Annotated in this window: 16 protein-coding genes and 4 tRNA genes; 11 read left to right on the top strand and 9 right to left on the bottom strand. The window is 37.1% G+C overall.

The window, feature by feature from the left end; genetic code table 11:
* The first annotated feature begins 7 nt into the window (after nt 1–7).
* The 3 genes from FNN08_RS07200 (at nt 8) to purF (ending at nt 2,801) form a co-directional block, all read left to right on the top strand.
* Nucleotides 8–640: an SPOR domain-containing protein gene (locus FNN08_RS07200; RefSeq protein WP_143584032.1), complete on the top strand. Its 633-nt coding sequence runs from the start codon at nt 8–10 to the stop codon at nt 638–640.
* A 135-nt stretch (nt 641–775) separates the two neighbouring features.
* The gene (locus FNN08_RS07195) at nt 776–1,258 is read left to right on the top strand and encodes a CvpA family protein (protein ID WP_143584031.1); all 483 of its coding nucleotides are present in this window, start codon (nt 776–778) and stop codon (nt 1,256–1,258) included.
* A gap of 25 nt (nt 1,259–1,283) precedes the next feature.
* The gene (purF, locus tag FNN08_RS07190; RefSeq protein ID WP_143584030.1) at nt 1,284–2,801 is read left to right on the top strand and encodes an amidophosphoribosyltransferase; all 1,518 of its coding nucleotides are present in this window, start codon (nt 1,284–1,286) and stop codon (nt 2,799–2,801) included.
* A 591-nt stretch (nt 2,802–3,392) separates the two neighbouring features.
* Here the strand turns inward: purF and FNN08_RS07185 are convergent.
* The 4 genes from FNN08_RS07185 to FNN08_RS07170 all read right to left on the bottom strand — a co-directional run bounded on the left by FNN08_RS07185 (nt 3,393) and on the right by FNN08_RS07170 (nt 6,758).
* Nucleotides 3,393–3,992, bottom strand: a complete 600-nt coding sequence (locus FNN08_RS07185) for a Yip1 family protein (RefSeq protein WP_143584029.1) — start codon at nt 3,990–3,992, stop codon at nt 3,393–3,395.
* Between the two features lie 274 nt (nt 3,993–4,266).
* Entirely contained in the window at nt 4,267–4,542 is a 276-nt protein-coding gene (locus FNN08_RS07180) for a hypothetical protein (protein WP_143584028.1), read from the bottom strand.
* Nucleotides 4,543–4,638: 96 nt separating this feature from the next.
* A complete protein-coding gene (locus FNN08_RS07175) occupies nt 4,639–6,006 on the bottom strand; it encodes an aldehyde dehydrogenase family protein (protein WP_143584027.1) in 1,368 nt (455 codons plus the stop codon).
* Between the two features lie 92 nt (nt 6,007–6,098).
* Nucleotides 6,099–6,758, bottom strand: a complete 660-nt coding sequence (locus tag FNN08_RS07170) for a TetR/AcrR family transcriptional regulator (RefSeq protein ID WP_143584026.1) — start codon at nt 6,756–6,758, stop codon at nt 6,099–6,101.
* 427 nt (nt 6,759–7,185) lie between these two features.
* On the opposite strand from FNN08_RS07170, the gene miaE reads away from it, so the two are divergent.
* The gene (miaE, locus tag FNN08_RS07165; RefSeq protein ID WP_143584025.1) at nt 7,186–7,953 is read left to right on the top strand and encodes a tRNA isopentenyl-2-thiomethyl-A-37 hydroxylase MiaE; all 768 of its coding nucleotides are present in this window, start codon (nt 7,186–7,188) and stop codon (nt 7,951–7,953) included.
* Between the two features lie 92 nt (nt 7,954–8,045).
* Here the strand turns inward: miaE and FNN08_RS07160 are convergent, their stop codons facing one another.
* Nucleotides 8,046–8,324, bottom strand: coding sequence for a cell division protein ZapA (locus FNN08_RS07160; protein WP_143584024.1), 279 nt, complete (start codon nt 8,322–8,324; stop codon nt 8,046–8,048).
* Entirely contained in the window at nt 8,324–8,566 is a 243-nt protein-coding gene (locus FNN08_RS07155) for a DUF904 domain-containing protein (protein WP_143584023.1), read from the bottom strand. The genes FNN08_RS07160 and FNN08_RS07155 overlap by 1 nt, the downstream gene beginning before the upstream one ends.
* Before the next feature lie 364 nt (nt 8,567–8,930).
* On the opposite strand from FNN08_RS07155, the gene FNN08_RS07150 reads away from it, so the two are divergent.
* Nucleotides 8,931–10,793 (top strand): DUF885 domain-containing protein, encoded by a 1,863-nt coding sequence (locus FNN08_RS07150; RefSeq protein ID WP_143584022.1) that lies wholly within the window; start codon nt 8,931–8,933, stop codon nt 10,791–10,793.
* 135 nt (nt 10,794–10,928) lie between these two features.
* Here FNN08_RS07150 and FNN08_RS07145 read toward each other — a convergent pair whose 3' ends face one another.
* Both FNN08_RS07145 and FNN08_RS07140 read right to left on the bottom strand, forming a co-directional pair.
* The gene (locus FNN08_RS07145) at nt 10,929–11,660 is read right to left on the bottom strand and encodes a UDP-2,3-diacylglucosamine diphosphatase (RefSeq protein ID WP_143584021.1); all 732 of its coding nucleotides are present in this window, start codon (nt 11,658–11,660) and stop codon (nt 10,929–10,931) included.
* Nucleotides 11,661–12,161: a peptidylprolyl isomerase gene (locus FNN08_RS07140; RefSeq protein ID WP_143584020.1), complete on the bottom strand. Its 501-nt coding sequence runs from the start codon at nt 12,159–12,161 to the stop codon at nt 11,661–11,663.
* Between the two features lie 239 nt (nt 12,162–12,400).
* Here FNN08_RS07140 and cysS point away from each other — a divergent pair, with 239 nt between their 5' ends.
* Nucleotides 12,401–13,777 (top strand): cysteine--tRNA ligase, encoded by a 1,377-nt coding sequence (gene cysS, locus FNN08_RS07135; RefSeq protein ID WP_143584019.1) that lies wholly within the window; start codon nt 12,401–12,403, stop codon nt 13,775–13,777.
* A 139-nt stretch (nt 13,778–13,916) separates the two neighbouring features.
* Here the strand turns inward: cysS and folD are convergent, their stop codons facing one another.
* A complete protein-coding gene (folD, locus tag FNN08_RS07130) occupies nt 13,917–14,774 on the bottom strand; it encodes a bifunctional methylenetetrahydrofolate dehydrogenase/methenyltetrahydrofolate cyclohydrolase FolD (RefSeq protein ID WP_143584018.1) in 858 nt (285 codons plus the stop codon).
* A 284-nt stretch (nt 14,775–15,058) separates the two neighbouring features.
* Here folD and FNN08_RS07125 point away from each other — a divergent pair.
* The 5 genes from FNN08_RS07125 (at nt 15,059) to tig (ending at nt 17,409) form a co-directional block, all read left to right on the top strand.
* Nucleotides 15,059–15,135 (top strand) — tRNA-Pro (locus tag FNN08_RS07125).
* Between the two features lie 99 nt (nt 15,136–15,234).
* Nucleotides 15,235–15,311 (top strand) — tRNA-Arg (locus tag FNN08_RS07120).
* 30 nt (nt 15,312–15,341) lie between these two features.
* Nucleotides 15,342–15,417, top strand: a tRNA-His gene (locus FNN08_RS07115).
* 33 nt (nt 15,418–15,450) lie between these two features.
* Nucleotides 15,451–15,527, top strand: a tRNA-Pro gene (locus FNN08_RS07110).
* Between the two features lie 577 nt (nt 15,528–16,104).
* On the top strand, nt 16,105–17,409 hold the full coding sequence (gene tig, locus FNN08_RS07105) for a trigger factor (RefSeq protein ID WP_143584017.1): 1,305 nt from the start codon (nt 16,105–16,107) through the stop codon (nt 17,407–17,409).
* Nucleotides 17,410–17,539 lie beyond the last annotated feature (130 nt).

Here is a 17,539-nt window from a genome sequence, read left to right as displayed (position 1 = left end):
AGCCGTTTTGTCGACCCCGTTTCAAAACCGATTAGTTGGTACCATAATAGTAGCCGCCGCAGCGGTAATATTTTTACCTGATGTATTTGACGGTGAAAAACAAGCTTACCAAGCTCAGTTTGAGTCAATACCTGCCACGCCTAAATCTGTACCTATTGCGACTAAGCAAGACTTTCCCGAGCAAAAAATAGCAGACTTAACAGCCAAGCAACCTTTATCTAAAGATACCGCTGCTGATCAGCAATTACTGCAAACAGAAAAAGAATTACCTGACGAGTTAGCTGTGCCAAGATCTAACAGCAGTATGATCACTGCTGCAGCACAAGAGAGTAAACCTAAAGCTAAGGTGGTAAAATCAACACCAATAAAAGCAGTTGCTAAAACCGTCGATAAATCCAAAGCTTATGTCATCCAACTTGGTAGCTTTAAACATAAAAAAAATGTTGAACAGTTAATTATTAAATTAAAAAAATCAGGTTACACAGTTTATAGTAAGCCAATAAAAACAGCGGCTGGTGAATTAACGAAAGTGTTTATCGGACCTGAAATAAGCAAAGCATCATTAGAAGCAAAGCTACCTAAACTTAAAAGTTTAACAGGTGTGCAAGGAAGGGTCGCTGTATACCAACCTGTAGATTAATTTTTCATGTAATTTAATCATTACATATTTCATAATAAAATAATGTAAATTTAATTATTTTTAAATTTTTTTTAGTATAAATAAAACGGCGATGCTGATAGAATTCGCCGCATAAATAAAAGGGATAGAGTAACAATGATTTGGATAGATTATGCCATCTTAATAATAATAGGCGTATCAACACTGATCAGTTTAATTCGCGGTTTTGTAAAAGAAGCTGTTTCCTTAATTGTTTGGGTTTGTGCTTTTTTTGTCGCTAGTGGTTTTTATCAGGAACTAGCTACTTACCTAACCAATATTAGTGATCCTATGCTAAGAAATGCAGCATCGATCGCTATTTTATTTATTATAACGTTAATACTCGGCGCGATTATTAATTATTTAATCGGCCAACTAGTAACTAAAACTGGATTGTCTGGAACTGACAGAGTACTTGGTTTGGCGTTTGGCGCTTTACGAGGGGCATTGGTAGTAAGTGCTATTCTATTTTTTATGGATGCATTTACCCCCGCACCATCAAGTACTTGGTGGCAACAGGCAGTACTTATCCCTGAGTTCAGGGTAGTAATAGAATGGTTTTTTGAATACATAAAAACCTCATCCAGCTTTTTATCTTAATTCAGCTCTTGCGGAGAGAAATTTCATGTGTGGTATTGTTGGCATCGTAGGTACATCACCGGTAAGCCAAGCTTTATATGATGGTTTAACTGTAATTCAACATCGTGGTCAGGATGCCGCTGGCATAGTAACCATAAGCGATAACAAATTTAGAATGCGTAAAGCAAATGGCTTAGTGAAGGATGTATTCCACACTCGCCACATGCTGCGTTTAACTGGCGATATTGGTATTGGCCATGTTCGTTACCCTACCGCGGGTACTTCTAGCTCTTCTGAAGCACAACCTTTTTACGCTAACTCGCCTTATGGTATTTCATTAGCACATAACGGTAATTTAACTAATGCCGAAGAATTAACACAGTGGATTTATAACACGGCTCGTCGCCATGTAAATACATCATCTGATTCTGAATTGTTATTAAACATTTTTGCTCATGAACTGCAACAAACTGACAAACTTGATTTATTACCTGAAGATATTTTTAATGCAGTTGCTAATGTTCATACCATTGCTCGTGGTGCTTATGCCGCGGTCGCTTTAATTATTGGTAAAGGTTTAGTTGCATTCCGTGACCCTTACGGTATTCGTCCTTTAGTTTTTGGTAAAAGAGAAACTGAGCAAGGTACAGAATACATGGTTGCGTCAGAATCAGTTGCTTTAGATGCATGTGATTTTGAATTTATTCGTGATGTAGCACCTGGTGAAGCTATCTTTATCTCTGAAGATGGTCAATTATTCAGTAAACAATGTGCGCAAAACCCAACTTACAACCCATGTATTTTTGAGTTTGTTTACTTCGCTCGTCCAGATTCGACAATGGATAAGATGTCTGTTTACGGCTCTCGTGTTGAAATGGGTGTTGCTTTAGGTAAGAAAATAGCACGTGATTGGGAAGATCTTGATATTGATGTTGTTATCCCAATTCCTGAAACATCTTGTGATATTGCTCTGCAAATAGCACAAGAGCTAGATATTCCATACCGTCAAGGTTTTGTGAAAAACCGTTATGTTGGCCGTACCTTTATTATGCCTGGCCAAGCACAACGTAAAAAATCTGTTCGTCAAAAATTAAACGCGATCAATACCGAATTTAAAGGTAAAAATGTTTTATTAGTAGATGATTCAATTGTTCGTGGTACTACTTCAGAGCAAATCATCACTATGGCAAGAAACGCTGGCGCTAAAAAAGTTTACTTTGCTTCAGCCGCTCCAGAAGTACGTTTCCCTAACGTATATGGTATTGATATGCCAAGTGCAAATGAACTTGTTGCTCATGGTCGTGAACTAGAAGACATTTGTGAATTAATCGGTGCCGATAAGCTGATTTTCCAAGACTTAGAAGACCTGATCTCAGCTGTTGGGCATTCTAATAAAGACATTAAAGCGTTTGAAACTTCGGTATTTAGTGGTAGTTACATCACTAATGACATCGATCACGATTACTTAACGCAACTTGATGCAGTTCGTAATAATACGACGAAAGAAAATACTGACAAAGAAGCTGACTCTATTATCGACCTTCATAATGAAGGTGCAGAGTAGGAAATAGGGGATTAGTTCTCTAACTTCTTTTTAAAGGCGCCTACGGCGCCTTTTTTGTTTTACTTGAGTCACAATTCAACTTAATCTTTATTTTCATCGTTATCGTTATCGTTATCGTTATCGTTATCGTTATCGTCTTCGACTTAGCATCCTGCTGATTTTGGCATAAGTAAACTTTGTATATACAACAGCAATACTGGTTCCAAGAAGTGTGATTAACGTTAGATTAAAAATGTTTACGAAGTAAATATAACGATCAGATCTGCCCTCCTAACTTCCTTTGCAAAACACATTCTCATTTCAACATAAAATCATGGATGATTTTATGAGGCTGGCGCTTTACATGGATGTTACCTCCAGCCGGTTGAAAGCTTTTAGAGAAGGTGTTTTACAAAGGTAAAAGAAGTTAGTGGGCAAGAAGAGCTTTTGCTTACTTTTGTGTCTTTACAAAAGTCAGTTGCTTTCATGGACGAAAGCAAAAATCAGCAGGATGCTAAGTCGGAGACGATAAAAAGAAAAAATTAAAAAACACTTCGAGCAAAGAAACAAAAAAGGCGCTGTTAAGCGCCTCAGTTAATAGTAATGTAAATACTAGCCCATGAACTCAGGACCAAAACCTAAGGTCCAGAACATCGCTGTAGCAGCTAGAATAGTAACTAATAGCACTAAGCCTACAGTTACAACAGAGCTTGAGTAAACAAAGCCTTTTTCTTCAGGAATGTGCATCATAATAGGAATACCTGAATAAAGAAGGTATACAGAGTACGCAACGGCAACCATACCTGATAAAGCAACAAACCAAAGTACAGGGTAAAGAGCGGTAACTCCGACCATAAGTACTGGCGTTGCAGCATAAGCGGCTAATTCTAAACATTGGGTTAATGTTGGATTAGAGTCAAATGTAGTAGCCATCCATTGCATCATATAAGCTAAAGCAAATACTCCGGCAATAATTGCTCCGTACATACTAACGGCAAGTAATACTGCGCTTGATTGTGTGATGGTGATAGGATCGCCAGCACCAATGCTCCAACCAATATGCGCCGCTGCATAATATCCGCAAATAGCTGGAATAAGAGCGACTAGAAGTACGTGTGTTAGACCATACATCATACTTTCATGGCGAGTATCAATTTCGGTCCACTCTTCTTTTGGGTGAGTGTATAGACCCCAGATGTGATTTAGTATCATTATAAACTTCCTCTTCGCTGTCCCCACGTTAAACAATTTAGTTCTAAAGTCTAATATTGTTCGATTAATAAACAGTTTATATTGTGATTTTTTATTATTTTTATGAACTGCCTATACTAGTTATGTAATATGTTTAACAATTCGTCAAGAGTTGCTTGTAAAATAAACAAAAAAATGTGTTTTTTTTGAGTTAGAACAAAAAATAAGCAGTTATTTGTGAGGGAGGGTGTTATAGTTTTATATTAACTTTGGCGCTAGCAAGTACAAAATACCGTTAACTCACTTTAATTCTTACCACTCGCATAACCTGAATTTCAAAACCTGCGACAGTTTCAACATCACTATAATAGGTCATGTTTACTCTTTGACCTGCTAAAGATTGATAAAGCTTTTTGCGTTTATATTTAAATGGTACATCGATACCGTCAATCATTATGGTATTGATAATCCACTCATCTTGTTCACGTTGTATATGAGAATCTACTTTTTGCATTTCACTGTGAATCAGCTTTTGGTGGCTTTTTAATAATTTATTAATATCTGAAGTCATGTTGTTATCTTGTTATCTTGTTTAATTCTATTTGCTAAATGAAAAAGGCCGTCAAATGACAGCCTTTGGGTCTTAATATTATACCACTTTGTCTAATTATCTAATTTTTCTTAGTAAATTAAACTTAAAGTTTGTGTAAGGAGCGAAGCGAACAGGTAAATCTTTTAAGAATGGGCGCTTAAGTACAGCTTTGCTATTACTAAAATTGTCAAAACCTGACTTACCACTATATTGGCCCATGCCACTAGGTCCGGTCCCGCCAAATGGAAGATCCGGTACACCATTAAACATGATCACATCATTAATGCACTGGCTACCTGAGCTAATGGTATTGACCCAGTCTTGCTGTTGAGCTTTGTCTTTAGTAAAGATGTATGCGGCTAAAGGCTTTTCTCTGCTTATAATCAGTTGTTTAGCACTTTGATAGTTATCAACGGTAATAATAGGGAAGATTGCACCGAAAATTTCATCAGTCATTACCTTACTGTCTAGCTCTGGATTAACAATAATGGTTGGTTCAAAATATTTATTTTCAATATCAAAGCTGCCGCCGTGCACGATCTCACCGCTATCTAAATACTGAGATAATCGTTCGGTATGACGTTGATTAACAATACGACCGTAACTACTACTTTGTTTTGGATCGTCGCCAAACATTGCTTTAATTTGCGCTTTTAATGCTTTTACTAATGGTTCAACCATATCTTTGGTTGTCAAAATATAATCTGGTGCAATACAAGTTTGGCCAGCATTGATCCATTTACCCCAAGCGAGTCTTTGTGCGCTAATTTCAAGGTTACACGAATGGTCAACAAATACAGGGCTCTTACCACCTAATTCTAGGGTTACCGGTGTTAAATGCTTAGCTGCTGCAGTCATAACTATTTTGCCAACCATACCATTACCTGTGTACATAATATGGTTGAAAGGTAGCTCAAGCAGGGCAGTGGTTTCAGCAACAGCACCTTCAACGACACTAAATGCATTATTGTCTAAATATTGTGGTACTAACTTAGCTATAATATTTGATACTGCCGGAGAGACTTCCGAAGGTTTGATCACAGCACAATTACCCGCTGATATCACCGCGATCAGTGGCGCAAACGCTAACTGCACAGGATAATTCCAAGCACTCATAATTAATACGCTGCCTTGTGGCTCTGGCTTAATAAATGATTTTCCAGGCATAACCACAAGTGGCGTTGAAACTTTTACTGGCTTGGCCCATTTTTTAATGTGTTTGAGCACATGGTCAACATCACCCGTTATATAAGATAACTCTGTGATCCATGCTTCAAGTGCTGGTTTACCAAGGTCTTGTTGAAGTGCGTCTAAAAGTGCTTGTTCATTTTCGATAACAAGCTTTTTAATTTGCTTTAATTGTTGAATACGCCAAGTTAAGTCGCGGGTGATATTGCTGTCAAAATATTGTTTTTGCTTGTCTAATATAGATTGAAAATTCAAAGCGGGTCCCTAAGTTTTATTCCAGCAGACAGTCGTTATACTTAGCGTTATTAACGCCACTGTCTGCTTAGAGTAATTTTTGTAAATTACTACTATTGTCGTTTTAAGCCCATCATATAACCTAATTGACGTTTTACCAAGCGTTCAATGTCATCAATATCAACTTCATCTTTAGGTACGGATAAATATTTATATTCTATTCTTGTTAAGGCGATCATACCTAGCTCGGCGTCAACTTCAGGATCTATCTTATTAAAGTATCTTGCTAACTTAGTAAACGGCGTTACTATCCCGGAAATATGCTTTTCTGCTAGCTCTTTAATTTCGTTAGAGTAAAGAGTTTCAGTTAAAAATACTTGCTCAACGGCAAGCAAGGTAGAATTATGAATTATGTTGTTATACAAATGTTTAGCCGAAACTCGACTCAATTGTGCACAAATATCTTCTTTTACAGAGGCTTTACGAAGCTCAGTTGCATTATAAGAATCTAATAGTTGGAAAGCGGCGTTCCATGCATTGGTACTACCCGCTAAAAAGCGTGAAGAACTTAGGCTGATAGCTTCTCTTACTAGTTCTTTAATATCCTTAAAATAATAAGTAGTTAAAGAAAGTTGTGTGTCTGCTTGTAATGCCACAGCTCTATGTGTGGTGCCTTTAACGCCTAATTTAGCAATAACTTCAATAGCTGCTTCGAGAATCTTATTACGGGTTTGCTCACCTTTAGCACGACGATTAACATTAGTTGCTGACATACACTACCTGTAAATTTGTTGGATATAAGTTAATAATATTACGTTAAGGGCTATAACTTAATTGTAATAACAGCAAAGTGCAACCCATTTCAAATGCCACTAAAGTCTAATAGCGTAAGCTAAAAGTTACACTATAGATAACTGAATAAGATATTTCAGAAAGTATTAAGATATTGATTTTAAGTTATAATCTAATGACATATACTGATGAAAATACAATGCCTCATATTGTACAATGGTGCAATCTTTTTTTTATTAACTCATTTCTCACAAAAATTTTAGCTTGTTACTTTGTTAACTATTTAGTGTATGTGACTAAGCTAAAGTTGTTTTACATCAAGATAGTTTTAACTAGGCTTTTTATTGGCTCGATAAATAAATAATAACCGTGTAAAATTCTCGCAAATTACAGTTTCAGGTTATTTTCGTGCCATATTCAACATTATTAACGCCTATTCTTAACTTCCTGCAATGCCAAACACCTGATGCTTGGATTGATGAAGCCAAAAAGCCAGAGAATTTACAATTAATTCTTACCGATCATTTGTTATGCGAACTCAAAGCCGCGCAGAGTGGTATGTTTTTGATCCGCAAATACGCCGTAGATAAAGAGAGTAGTGATGCATTGCTTGCTTTATTTAAACCATTTGAAGAGTTTGTTTATAAAAAGCAAGGTAGTTTACAAGACTTACTTAAAGCCAATAATTTAACTAAGGCTATCGTGCCTAAAAGTGATTCTAAGTATGGCCAAGATTTAATTGATAAAATGGTGTTGTTAATTAAAGAAGAATTACATCACTTTAATCAAGTACTTGAAATCATGACTAACCGTAATATTCCTTACAGCAATATTACTGCTGGGCGTTACGCTAAAGGTATGCTTAAACATGTGAAAACATTCGAGCCTAATGCCCTTATCGATAAGCTTATTATTGGTGCTTATATCGAAGCGAGATCTTGTGAACGTTTTGCTAAGTTAGCGCCGCATTTAGATGATGAATTAAATAAATTTTATATTTCATTACTGCGTAGCGAAGCAAGACATTATGAAGATTACCTAACTTTAGCAACTGAAATCGCTGGCGGTGATATAAGTGAAAGGGTTAAGTACTTTGGTGAAGTCGAAGCTAAGCTTATATTATCAGATGATGAAGATTTTAAATTCCATTCTGGCACGCCAATAAAGCAAGCCTAATTATTCTTTTAAAAGCAAAACCGCCAATTTAGCTTTGCTAATTGGCGGTTTTTATCGGTTTGCATATTGCTTAATACTTATAAGCCTAAACATTATTGAATGTCGATGGCTTGCTCTAAGTTAGCGTTTATTAAGTTAATATTAAATTCAGCTCGTTGCTGAATTTTTTGTGATGTTGTTAACTCATAACTTAAGTTTAAGGCTAGCTTTAATACATTATTCATTAAGCTACCATTAACCGACTTTTCTTGTATTTGCTGCAATTGCTTATTCAAGAAAAGCGCAGATTGCAACAAACCATCTTTTTGATCCGCGTCACAGTTTACCGAGAAACGTTTATCGAGGAGTACTATCTCCACTGATGTCTGCATTATTCAGCCGGCTGTAATCGATTAAGTAAAGCGTTAACTTTGTTTAATACATCTGCTTGCTTCTCTTCTTGTTCAAGCGCTTCAAGTTGCAGAGATTCATTATCTTCTTTTAGATTAGCTGTTGAACTTTCAAGCTCTTCGTATTGAGTTTTTAGCTTCATGTTTTCGGCTTGGATTAGTGAGTTTTTTTCAACAAGTTGTTCGGTAAGTTCTGTTAATTTTGCTAATGCAGTATCTAACATTGGAGAGTCCTTTGGATGATTATATTTATAAAAAAAATCATTCTAATCGCTTATTTATCTCAGGACTATAGGTAGCACAATTTGTAATACTTTTTTACTCATAGCACGAATAACTGGTTGATTTATAACTTTTTATGCTTTAAATCTGAGCAGGAATTTTTATTTTTACTTAAAATATTTAAGCTACTGTGCAATTAAATCATTACAAAATAGACTCTTCAAAATATCAATACTGTATCTATTATTTGACCAAACCTGATTTTGCTAACTATTCTTTATGCTTAATGAAGTTAGCTTGTTAAAACTTTATAAGTTATTAATTATTAAAATAATATTAAATAAACATACTAAACAGGGATACAAAATGAAGACCTACCTACCTAGCTTGCTCGTTGTCGGCTTGTTGAGCGCTTGCAGCTCTGAAAATAATGCTACTGCCGACAGTGTTGCAACTGCACAAGTGAATAATCAACAGTCAAATTCACAGCAATCTGAATCAGAGCGTTTAAATCAGTGGTTCGCTCAGCAATACGAAAAACAATTGCAGCTAAGTCCAATGTATTTAACTTTTCTTGGTAGAAAAGAGCAGTATGATAAAATTGATGATGTGTCAGCTGAAGAAGAACAACGCCAATTTGAGATAGCAGGGCAAGTGGTTGCTGAGTTAAAAGCAAACTTCGATTATGAGAAATTAACTGATGAAGCGAAGATATCTTACGATATTTGGGTATATCAATATGAGCAGTCAGTTGCTGGGCAGCCATTTAAAGATAATGGCTACATATTTACTCAAATGCAGGGAATTCAGTCATTTATGGCACAGTTCCTTATTAATTTTCATAAGGTAGATACTGAATCTGACATGATCGCCTACAATAAGCGAATTGGCGGTATATCCGATGCCATAGCTACGCTGCTTACTCGTACCCAATTACAGTCTAAAAAAGGTATTCGTGCTCCTCGTTTTGCTTATGAAGGGGTTATAGAGCAAGCCTCTAATTTAATTACTGGCAAGCCGTTTACTGAGGCCGAACAAGATTCTGCTTTATGGTCAGATGCAAAACGTAAAGTGGCTGCGTTAGTAGCGGCAGGTACAATTGACCAAAGCAAAGCCGACTTATTATTAGCAGAAAGTAAACAAGCATTGCTAAATAGCTTCTATCCTACTTATCAGGCTTTAATTGCTTGGTTTGAAAGTGATATTAGTAATACTGATGAAATAGCCAAGGGTGTTGGAGCACAACCTAATGGCACCGATTATTATAACTATCGCTTACGAGCATCGACCACAACCGATTTAACTGCCGAACAAATACATCAAATTGGCTTAGATGAAGTTGCCCGTTTAACGAGTGAAATGGAAGCAATTAAATCTAAGGTTGGTTTTAAAGGCACATTAAAAGAGTTCTTTAAATTTATTAAAGACGACGATCAATTCTATTACCCTAATACAGATGAAGGTCGCCAAGGTTATATAACCGATACAGATGCCTACTTAGCATTTATTAATGAACAATTGCCTAAGTATTTTGGCATTTTACCCAAAGCCGATTTAGTGGTTAAGCGTGTAGAAGCATTTCGCGAGCAAGACGGCGCTGCACAACATTACCACCCCGGCACACCAGATGGTTCAAGACCAGGCGTTTATTACGCACATTTATCTGATATGAGATCTATGCCAAAAAATGAAATGGAGGCCATTGCTTATCATGAAGGCAACCCAGGACATCATATGCAGGTCTCAATTGCACAAGAGTTAACGTCTGTTCCGCAATTTAGAACACAAGCCAACTTTACCGCTTACTCGGAAGGTTGGGGCTTGTACTCTGAACTACTTGCTAAAGAGATGGGGGCATATACAAGTGACTATTCAGATTTTGGCCGTTTGATCACTGAAATTTGGCGAGCTGTTCGTTTAGTTGTTGATACGGGCTTACACTCAAAGGGTTGGACTGAAGAGCAAGCAATAGCGTACTTTAAAGAAAAAACGCCTATCGCTGAAGAAGCCGTTGTATCTGAAGTAAGGCGTTATTTGGTGATGCCAGGGCAAGCAACAGCTTATAAAATTGGTATGTTGAAAATACTTGAGTTGCGCAGTAATGCACAGAATGAACTCGGTGATAAGTTTGATATAAGAGGATTTCATGACACTATCTTAGGTGGTGGGGCTATGCCTTTAGCTATTTTAGAACGTCGTGTTAATACTTGGATTGCAAGCCAAAAATAAGTCAATTTAAATATCTTGATTTGGCAATTCACGGATAAAAAAAGCAACGTTAAGTTGCTTTTTTATTTTCACTAAACAGGTTTGTTAAACGGCACTTGGTAATTTTTGAACTGAGCCTACAAACTATGCTTTAGCTTATTTAGTGTCAAAGTGAGCATTTAGCAGCTCAAACCCCTCAGGAGTTACTTTTAACCAAGCCCCTTGTTCATACCAATCACCAAGTACAATACGAGTAGCAGGTTTGCCATTGGCCTCTAATTGATGTACTGCCGGTCTATGAGTGTGACCATGGATCATTAACTGCGAATTTGCTTGTTCAAGCTCTTTCACAACTTCCGATGGCGTTACATCCATTATTTCTTGGTCTTGACTTGGACCTCGAGCTTCAGCTTTTTTGCGATAATTACTGGCCATTTTTCTTCGCGTCTTTAAAGGTAGGCTTTTAATGATAAATTGCCACCACCAACTACGAGATTTTTTACGGAATTTCTGATACTCAATATCTTTTGTACATAAGGTGTCGCCGTGCATTATTAACGTTGGCGTACCGTATAAATCAATTAATTGGCTATCAGGCAATAACGTCATACCTGCTTTTTTAGCGTACTTTTTGCCAAGCAGGAAGTCACGGTTACCAACGATAAAGAATATCTCAGTGCCGGTATCTGCCAGCTGCTTTAATTCATCGGCAATATTAATGATAAATGGATTATCATCATCATCGCCAATCCAGTACTCGAAAAAGTCGCCAAGAATATAAAGCTTTTCTGATTTTGGTGCCTCATTACGCAAAAAACTCAGGAAACAATCTGTAATATCAGATCGCTCCTGAGTTAAATGTAAATCTGCAATAAAATAGGTAAGCAATTAAGCTACCTCAACAGACTCAACGGTAATATCTTCTAGAGGTACATCGTCGTGATGACCGTTACGGCCAGTTGCCACAAGAGTCATTTTATCAACAACATCCATGCCTTCAACAACTTTACCAAATACACAGTAACCCCAACCTTGCACAGATTCGCTGGTGAAGTCTAAAAACGTGTTATCAACAAGGTTAATAAAGAATTGCGCAGAAGCAGAGTGAGGATCTTGAGTACGAGCCATAGCTAAAGTACCACGAGCGTTACTTAAACCGTTATTTGCTTCATTTTTGATTGATGCACGAGTCGCTTTCTCAACCATGTTGTTGCCCATTTTTTCAAAACCGCCACCTTGAGCCATAAAGCCTTTGATTACACGGTGAAAAATAGTGTCTACATAGTAGCCATCTTCACAGTAGCTTTTAAAGTTTGCTGCAGTAACTGGTGCGTTATCAAAATCTAATTCAATTTTAATATCGCCTAAGTTTGTTTTAAATGTGATCATTTTTTATTTCCTAGGTTATTTGCTCAAGGGCATTTATGCCATGAATTGTAACGCAGTGAGAATATCTGTAAAGGGTAAAAACGAGATGAAAAGTTAAACTATGGTGTTTATCGGTTACATTTGCGTAAAAATAACTAAATAATTCCTCATTTTATTGCTCATTTCTAGTTTATAGCAATTAGTTCGGGTACAATTGCGAAAAATTTAATCCCGATAAAATTATTAAAACGAGAGTACGAATGTTACAAATATACAATACCTTAACCCGTCAAAAGGAAGAGTTTAAACCAATTAACCCAGGTAAAGTTGGCATGTATGTTTGCGGTATCACTACCTATGATTTATGTCATATTGGTCATGCTCGTACTTACGTAGCGTTCGATGTTATCTCTCGCTATATTCGTCATTTAGGTTATGAGTTAACTCATGTACGCAATATCACTGATGTTGATGATAAAATCATTAAGCGTGCGAGCGAGAACAATGAGTCGTTTGAACAGTTAACTGAACGTATGATCGCCGAAATGTATGCCGATTTAGATGCGTTAAATATTGAACGCCCTGATATCGACCCTCGTGTATCTACGCACATGCCTGAAATTATCGAAATGATCGAAAAAATTATCGCTAATGGCCACGCGTATGTAGCAAGTAATGGCGATGTGATGTTTGACGTACCTTCTTATGAAGATTACGGTAAATTAAGCATGCAAAACCTTGATATGTTGCAAGCTGGATCTCGTGTCGATGTTGATGAAGCTAAACGCAGTTCAATGGATTTTGTACTGTGGAAAACGGCTAAACCAGGTGAACCTTCTTGGTCATCACCATGGGGCGAGGGCAGACCTGGCTGGCATATCGAATGTTCAGCAATGAACTCTAAACACTTAGGTGATCATTTTGATATTCATGGTGGTGGTAGTGATTTACAGTTCCCTCATCATGAAAATGAAATAGCACAATCTTGTTGTGCCTCAAAAACTCAGTATGTTAATTACTGGATGCACGGCGGCATGGTACAAATTAACAAAGAGAAGATGTCTAAATCATTAAACAACTTCTTTACCTTGCGTAGTGTTCTGGAAACCTACGATGCAGAATCGGTACGTTATTTCCTTGTTTCAAGTCATTACCGTAGCCAGTTAAACTACTCGCAGGAAAACCTTGATCAAGCGCGTTCATCGATTGAACGTATTTATACTTCACTACGCGATGTTGCTCCTATTGAAGTTGAACTGAGCGGCAATGAATACGTACAACGCTTTGAAAAAGCAATGAACGATGACTTTAATACGCCAGAAGCTTTACCGGTTATATTTGAATTATCAAAAGAAGTAAATCGTTTAAAAGCAACCGATATTGAACAAGCAGGGCAGTTAGCTTATATCTTAAAAACATTAGGTGCTGTTATTGGTATTGCGCAAACTGATCCTGAAGAGTTCTTTAAAGCCGGTAGCGATGATGATGCTGAGTTAATTGAGCAACTAATAGAACAACGCAATACAGCTCGTGCGAACAAAGACTGGGCAATGGCCGATGATGCTCGTGATAAGCTTAAAGCGATGAACGTTGTGTTAGAAGACAGTGCAGGCAAAACCACCTGGCGCAAAGCATAAAATCAAGGGGGTCAGATCAACTTGAAACCCTCTTGCTTTAATTTAGTTTTTTTTAACTAAAAGTACCCATTAAAAAAGGCAATACATTATGTATTGCCTTTTTGCCTTCAGGACTAGACAACTTAAACTTTAAAAGTTCCTAGTTCGTATGAAACTCTTCACAAGCAATTAAAGTATTTTCAATTAAGCTTGCTACTGTCATTGGGCCAACACCACCTGGTACTGGAGTGATAAACGCTGCTTTTTCTTTAGCAACATTAAACTCAACATCACCAACAAGTTTGCCTGAATCTAAGCGGTTAATGCCCACATCGATCACTATAGCACCTTCTTTGATCCAATCACCCGGAATAAACTCTGGTTTACCAACAGCCACAACAACTAAATCGGCTTGACGAATTCGAGCTTCTAAGTTTTTAGTAAAGCGGTGTGTTGTCGTTGTTGTACAACCGGCAAGTAAAAGTTCAAGTGTCATTGGGCGACCAACGATATTTGATGCTCCAACTACAACGGCTTCTAAACCATGAGGTTTAACTCCAGTTGATTCAATTAAGGTCATTATGCCTTTAGGAGTACAAGGACGAAGGCCTGGTTGGCGTAAAGCTAATTTACCAACGTTAGCAGGATGGAAACCATCAACGTCTTTCTTTGGATTGATGTGCTCAATAATTAAGTTAGCATTTAAACCTTCAGGTAATGGCAGCTGTACTAAAATACCGTCGATTTCGTCATCATTATTTAATTGATCGATAAGAGATAATAATTCATCTTCAGTGGTTGTTGCTGGCATGTCAAAAGACTTAGAAACAAAGCCAACTTCTTCACATGCTTTACGTTTACTACCAACATACACCTGAGAGGCAGGATCGCTACCAACAAGAACTACTGCTAAACCAGGAGCTCGCTTGCCTTCGCTAATACGTTGTTGGACTTTTTCTTTTACAGAAAGACGAATTTGTTGGGCAATTGCTTTGCCATCGATAAGTTGTGCAGTCATAGTTCTTATATAGTAGCTAAAATTACCGGCGTATTTTCGCATATAATGTGCAAATGATAAAAGCTTTGTTTGAATATCTAAGTTATTTTATTTAAAGCTTGTTGCATAAATGATCTCAAAAGTAACTTTTATCGTAATATTTACCTGCTTTAAGACGTATTTTAGTCAAAATGCTGTAAAAATAAGCGGTTGGTAAAATATTCTAAAAAAAGGTTTGACGACTAAGTTTCACATAGGTAATATGCGCTCCGTTGACACAGCAATGTGTCTGCAAGGAAATATGTCGGTGATTAGCGCAGCTTGGTAGCGCACTTGGTTTGGGTCCAAGGGGTCGCAAGTTCGAATCTTGCATCACCGACCACTTTTCTTTAGTAGGATAGTATTTTATTTTTTAAAATACTTATCAAAACTTTAACTTTAAGATAGACTCAAGTTAAAGTTGCCTGATAAAGGTGATTTTGCGCCCTTAGCTCAGCTGGATAGAGCAACGCCCTTCTAAGGCGTGGGTCAAAGGTTCGAATCCTTTAGGGCGTGCCATTTCCTACATTGGCAAAGAAGTACTCAGTGGTGGCTATAGCTCAGTTGGTAGAGCCCCGGATTGTGATTCCGGTTGTCGTGGGTTCAAGTCCCATTAGCCACCCCATTTCTTCTTCCTTGAAGAAATAGAAATCTATATCGGTGATTAGCGCAGCTTGGTAGCGCACTTGGTTTGGGTCCAAGGGGTCGCAAGTTCGAATCTTGCATCACCGACCACTTTTCAAAAACTCCACTTTCTTTAATCTCTCAATTAAATGTTAAACATCAACTATTCTAGGTTGTAAAAAATACTATTATTCATAATTGCTCTAGTTTTCTAGTTTTATTCTCCCTGTTACAAAATATAAATATTTTTACTTTTTACCATTGTTTTTCAAGTTGGCGACCATATATAGCAACATAGTCATGTGATATTGATAGTCTAAGTTGTTGTTAGTAAATAAGAACAAATGAGCTATTACAATAGGGTGTGTAGCGTTTCTAGCTTAGTATTTCGCTAGAAAATTGTTCAAAGCTGGTAACGATTGTTATTACTTACGAGCAAACTGTTTACACATGCGGTTTGCACCGCTATAATTCCGCGTCACATTTTAATCAAATCTATTTTTATAGATTACAGAACATCTTTTTTATCGAGAGATAATTAGTAACTTAAAATATAAGTTATCAAACTGTTTTTCGAGTCAGGTTCATAATGACTTATGGGGCTGTACTGGTAATAAACATGCTGTTTATTATTAACAATTATAGATGCATTAATAGGCGTAAAAACGTCAGAATTTGAGGTAATTAAATGCAAGTTTCAGTTGAGACTACTCAAGGCTTAGAACGTAAAGTAACAATTTCTGTTCCTGCCGAAACAGTAGATTTAGAAGTTAAAAACCGTCTTCGTCACGTAGCAAAAACACAGAAGATCAACGGCTTCCGTCCAGGTAAAGTTCCAGCTTCTGTTATCCAGAAAAAATTTGGTGCTGGCGTACGTCAAGAAGTTGCTGCTGAATTAATGCAGCGTCACTTTGTTGAAGCGATCATGGCTGAGAAATTAAACCCAGCAGGTCGTCCAGCATTCGTTGCTAAAAGCAACGAAGAAGGTAAAGCATTAGAGTTTGATGCAACGTTTGAAATTTACCCAGAAGTTGAATTATCTGGTCTTGATGCGATTAAAGTTGAAAAGCCAGCTGTTGAAGTAACTGAGAAAGATCTTGATGAGATGTTTGTTACTTTACAAAACCAACATAAAACTTGGAAAGAAAACAAGCGTAAAACTAAAAAAGGCGACAAGCTAACTTTAGACTTTAACGGTCGTGTTGACGGTGAAGAGTTTGAAGGTGGTAAAGCTGAAGGTTTCGAACTTGAACTAGGCGCTGGTCGTATGATCCCTGGTTTTGAAACTGAAATCACAGGCATGAAAGTTGGCGAAGAGAAAACTATCTCTGTTACTTTCCCTGAAGATTACCATGCAGAAAACCTTAAAGGTAAAGAAGCTGAGTTCGATATCAAAGTTCACAAAACTGAAGGTCCAGTACTTCCAGAAATTAACGACGAATTCGCAGTATTATTCGGTGTAGAAGAAGGTGGTGTTGAAGCCCTTCGCGCTGAAGTACAAAAGAATATGGAACGTGAATTAACTCAAGCTGTTAAAGCTAAAGTTAAAGAGCAAGTTCTTGACGGTTTAGTTTTTGCAAACGAAATTGAAGCTCCTAAAGCGTTAGTTGCTCAAGAAGTTGATGTATTACGTCAACAAGCTATGCAACGTTTTGGTGGTCAAATGGATCCAAAGAATATGCCACAATTACCGGCTGAGATGTTCGAAGAACAAGCTCAACGTCGTGTTAAAGTTGGTTTATTATTAGGTGAAGTAATTAAGTCTAACGACTTAAAAGTAGATGACGAAAAAGTTAAATCTTTAATTGAGTCTGCTGCTTCTGCTTATGAAGACCCATCTGAAGTTGTTGATTACTACATGAACAACAAAGAAATGTTACAACAAATGCAACACGTTGCATTAGAAGAGCAAGCTGTTGAGCTTGTTTTAGAAAAAGCTACAGTTTCTGAAAAGAAAACTGCGTTTAAAGACATCATGAACCCACAAGGTTAATCTGATACCTCTTGGTATTGCTTAAATTAATAGCAATCTAGAGTTTTTCTACTTTAGAGCTGTATATTGATTGACATTGTCTTGCGCAATAGCTTAAATGGCTTATATGAATACATATAAGCCATTTTTA

The sequence above is a fragment of the Thalassomonas sp. M1454 genome, from assembly GCF_007097525.1.
Taxonomy (GTDB): domain Bacteria; phylum Pseudomonadota; class Gammaproteobacteria; order Enterobacterales; family Alteromonadaceae; genus Thalassotalea_A.
Note: the sequence above shows the minus strand (reverse complement) of the source record. Positions and strands in the feature narration are given on the sequence as shown.

Excerpts from the sequence above, each read along its gene's own strand:
- FNN08_RS07195 (WP_143584031.1), top strand. The coding sequence starts at position 776 with ATGATTTGGATAGATTATGCCATCTTAATAATAATAGGCGTATCAACA.
- purF (WP_143584030.1), top strand. The coding sequence starts at position 1,284 with ATGTGTGGTATTGTTGGCATCGTAGGTACATCACCGGTAAGCCAAGCT.
- FNN08_RS07185 (WP_143584029.1), bottom strand. The coding sequence starts at position 3,992 with ATGATACTAAATCACATCTGGGGTCTATACACTCACCCAAAAGAAGAG.
- FNN08_RS07180 (WP_143584028.1), bottom strand. The coding sequence starts at position 4,542 with ATGACTTCAGATATTAATAAATTATTAAAAAGCCACCAAAAGCTGATT.
- FNN08_RS07170 (WP_143584026.1), bottom strand. The coding sequence starts at position 6,758 with ATGTCAGCAACTAATGTTAATCGTCGTGCTAAAGGTGAGCAAACCCGT.
- FNN08_RS07160 (WP_143584024.1), bottom strand. The coding sequence starts at position 8,324 with ATGCAGACATCAGTGGAGATAGTACTCCTCGATAAACGTTTCTCGGTA.
- FNN08_RS07155 (WP_143584023.1), bottom strand. The coding sequence starts at position 8,566 with ATGTTAGATACTGCATTAGCAAAATTAACAGAACTTACCGAACAACTT.
- FNN08_RS07150 (WP_143584022.1), top strand. The coding sequence starts at position 8,931 with ATGAAGACCTACCTACCTAGCTTGCTCGTTGTCGGCTTGTTGAGCGCT.
- FNN08_RS07140 (WP_143584020.1), bottom strand. The coding sequence starts at position 12,161 with ATGATCACATTTAAAACAAACTTAGGCGATATTAAAATTGAATTAGAT.
- cysS (WP_143584019.1), top strand. The coding sequence starts at position 12,401 with ATGTTACAAATATACAATACCTTAACCCGTCAAAAGGAAGAGTTTAAA.
- folD (WP_143584018.1), bottom strand. The coding sequence starts at position 14,774 with ATGACTGCACAACTTATCGATGGCAAAGCAATTGCCCAACAAATTCGT.
- tig (WP_143584017.1), top strand. The coding sequence starts at position 16,105 with ATGCAAGTTTCAGTTGAGACTACTCAAGGCTTAGAACGTAAAGTAACA.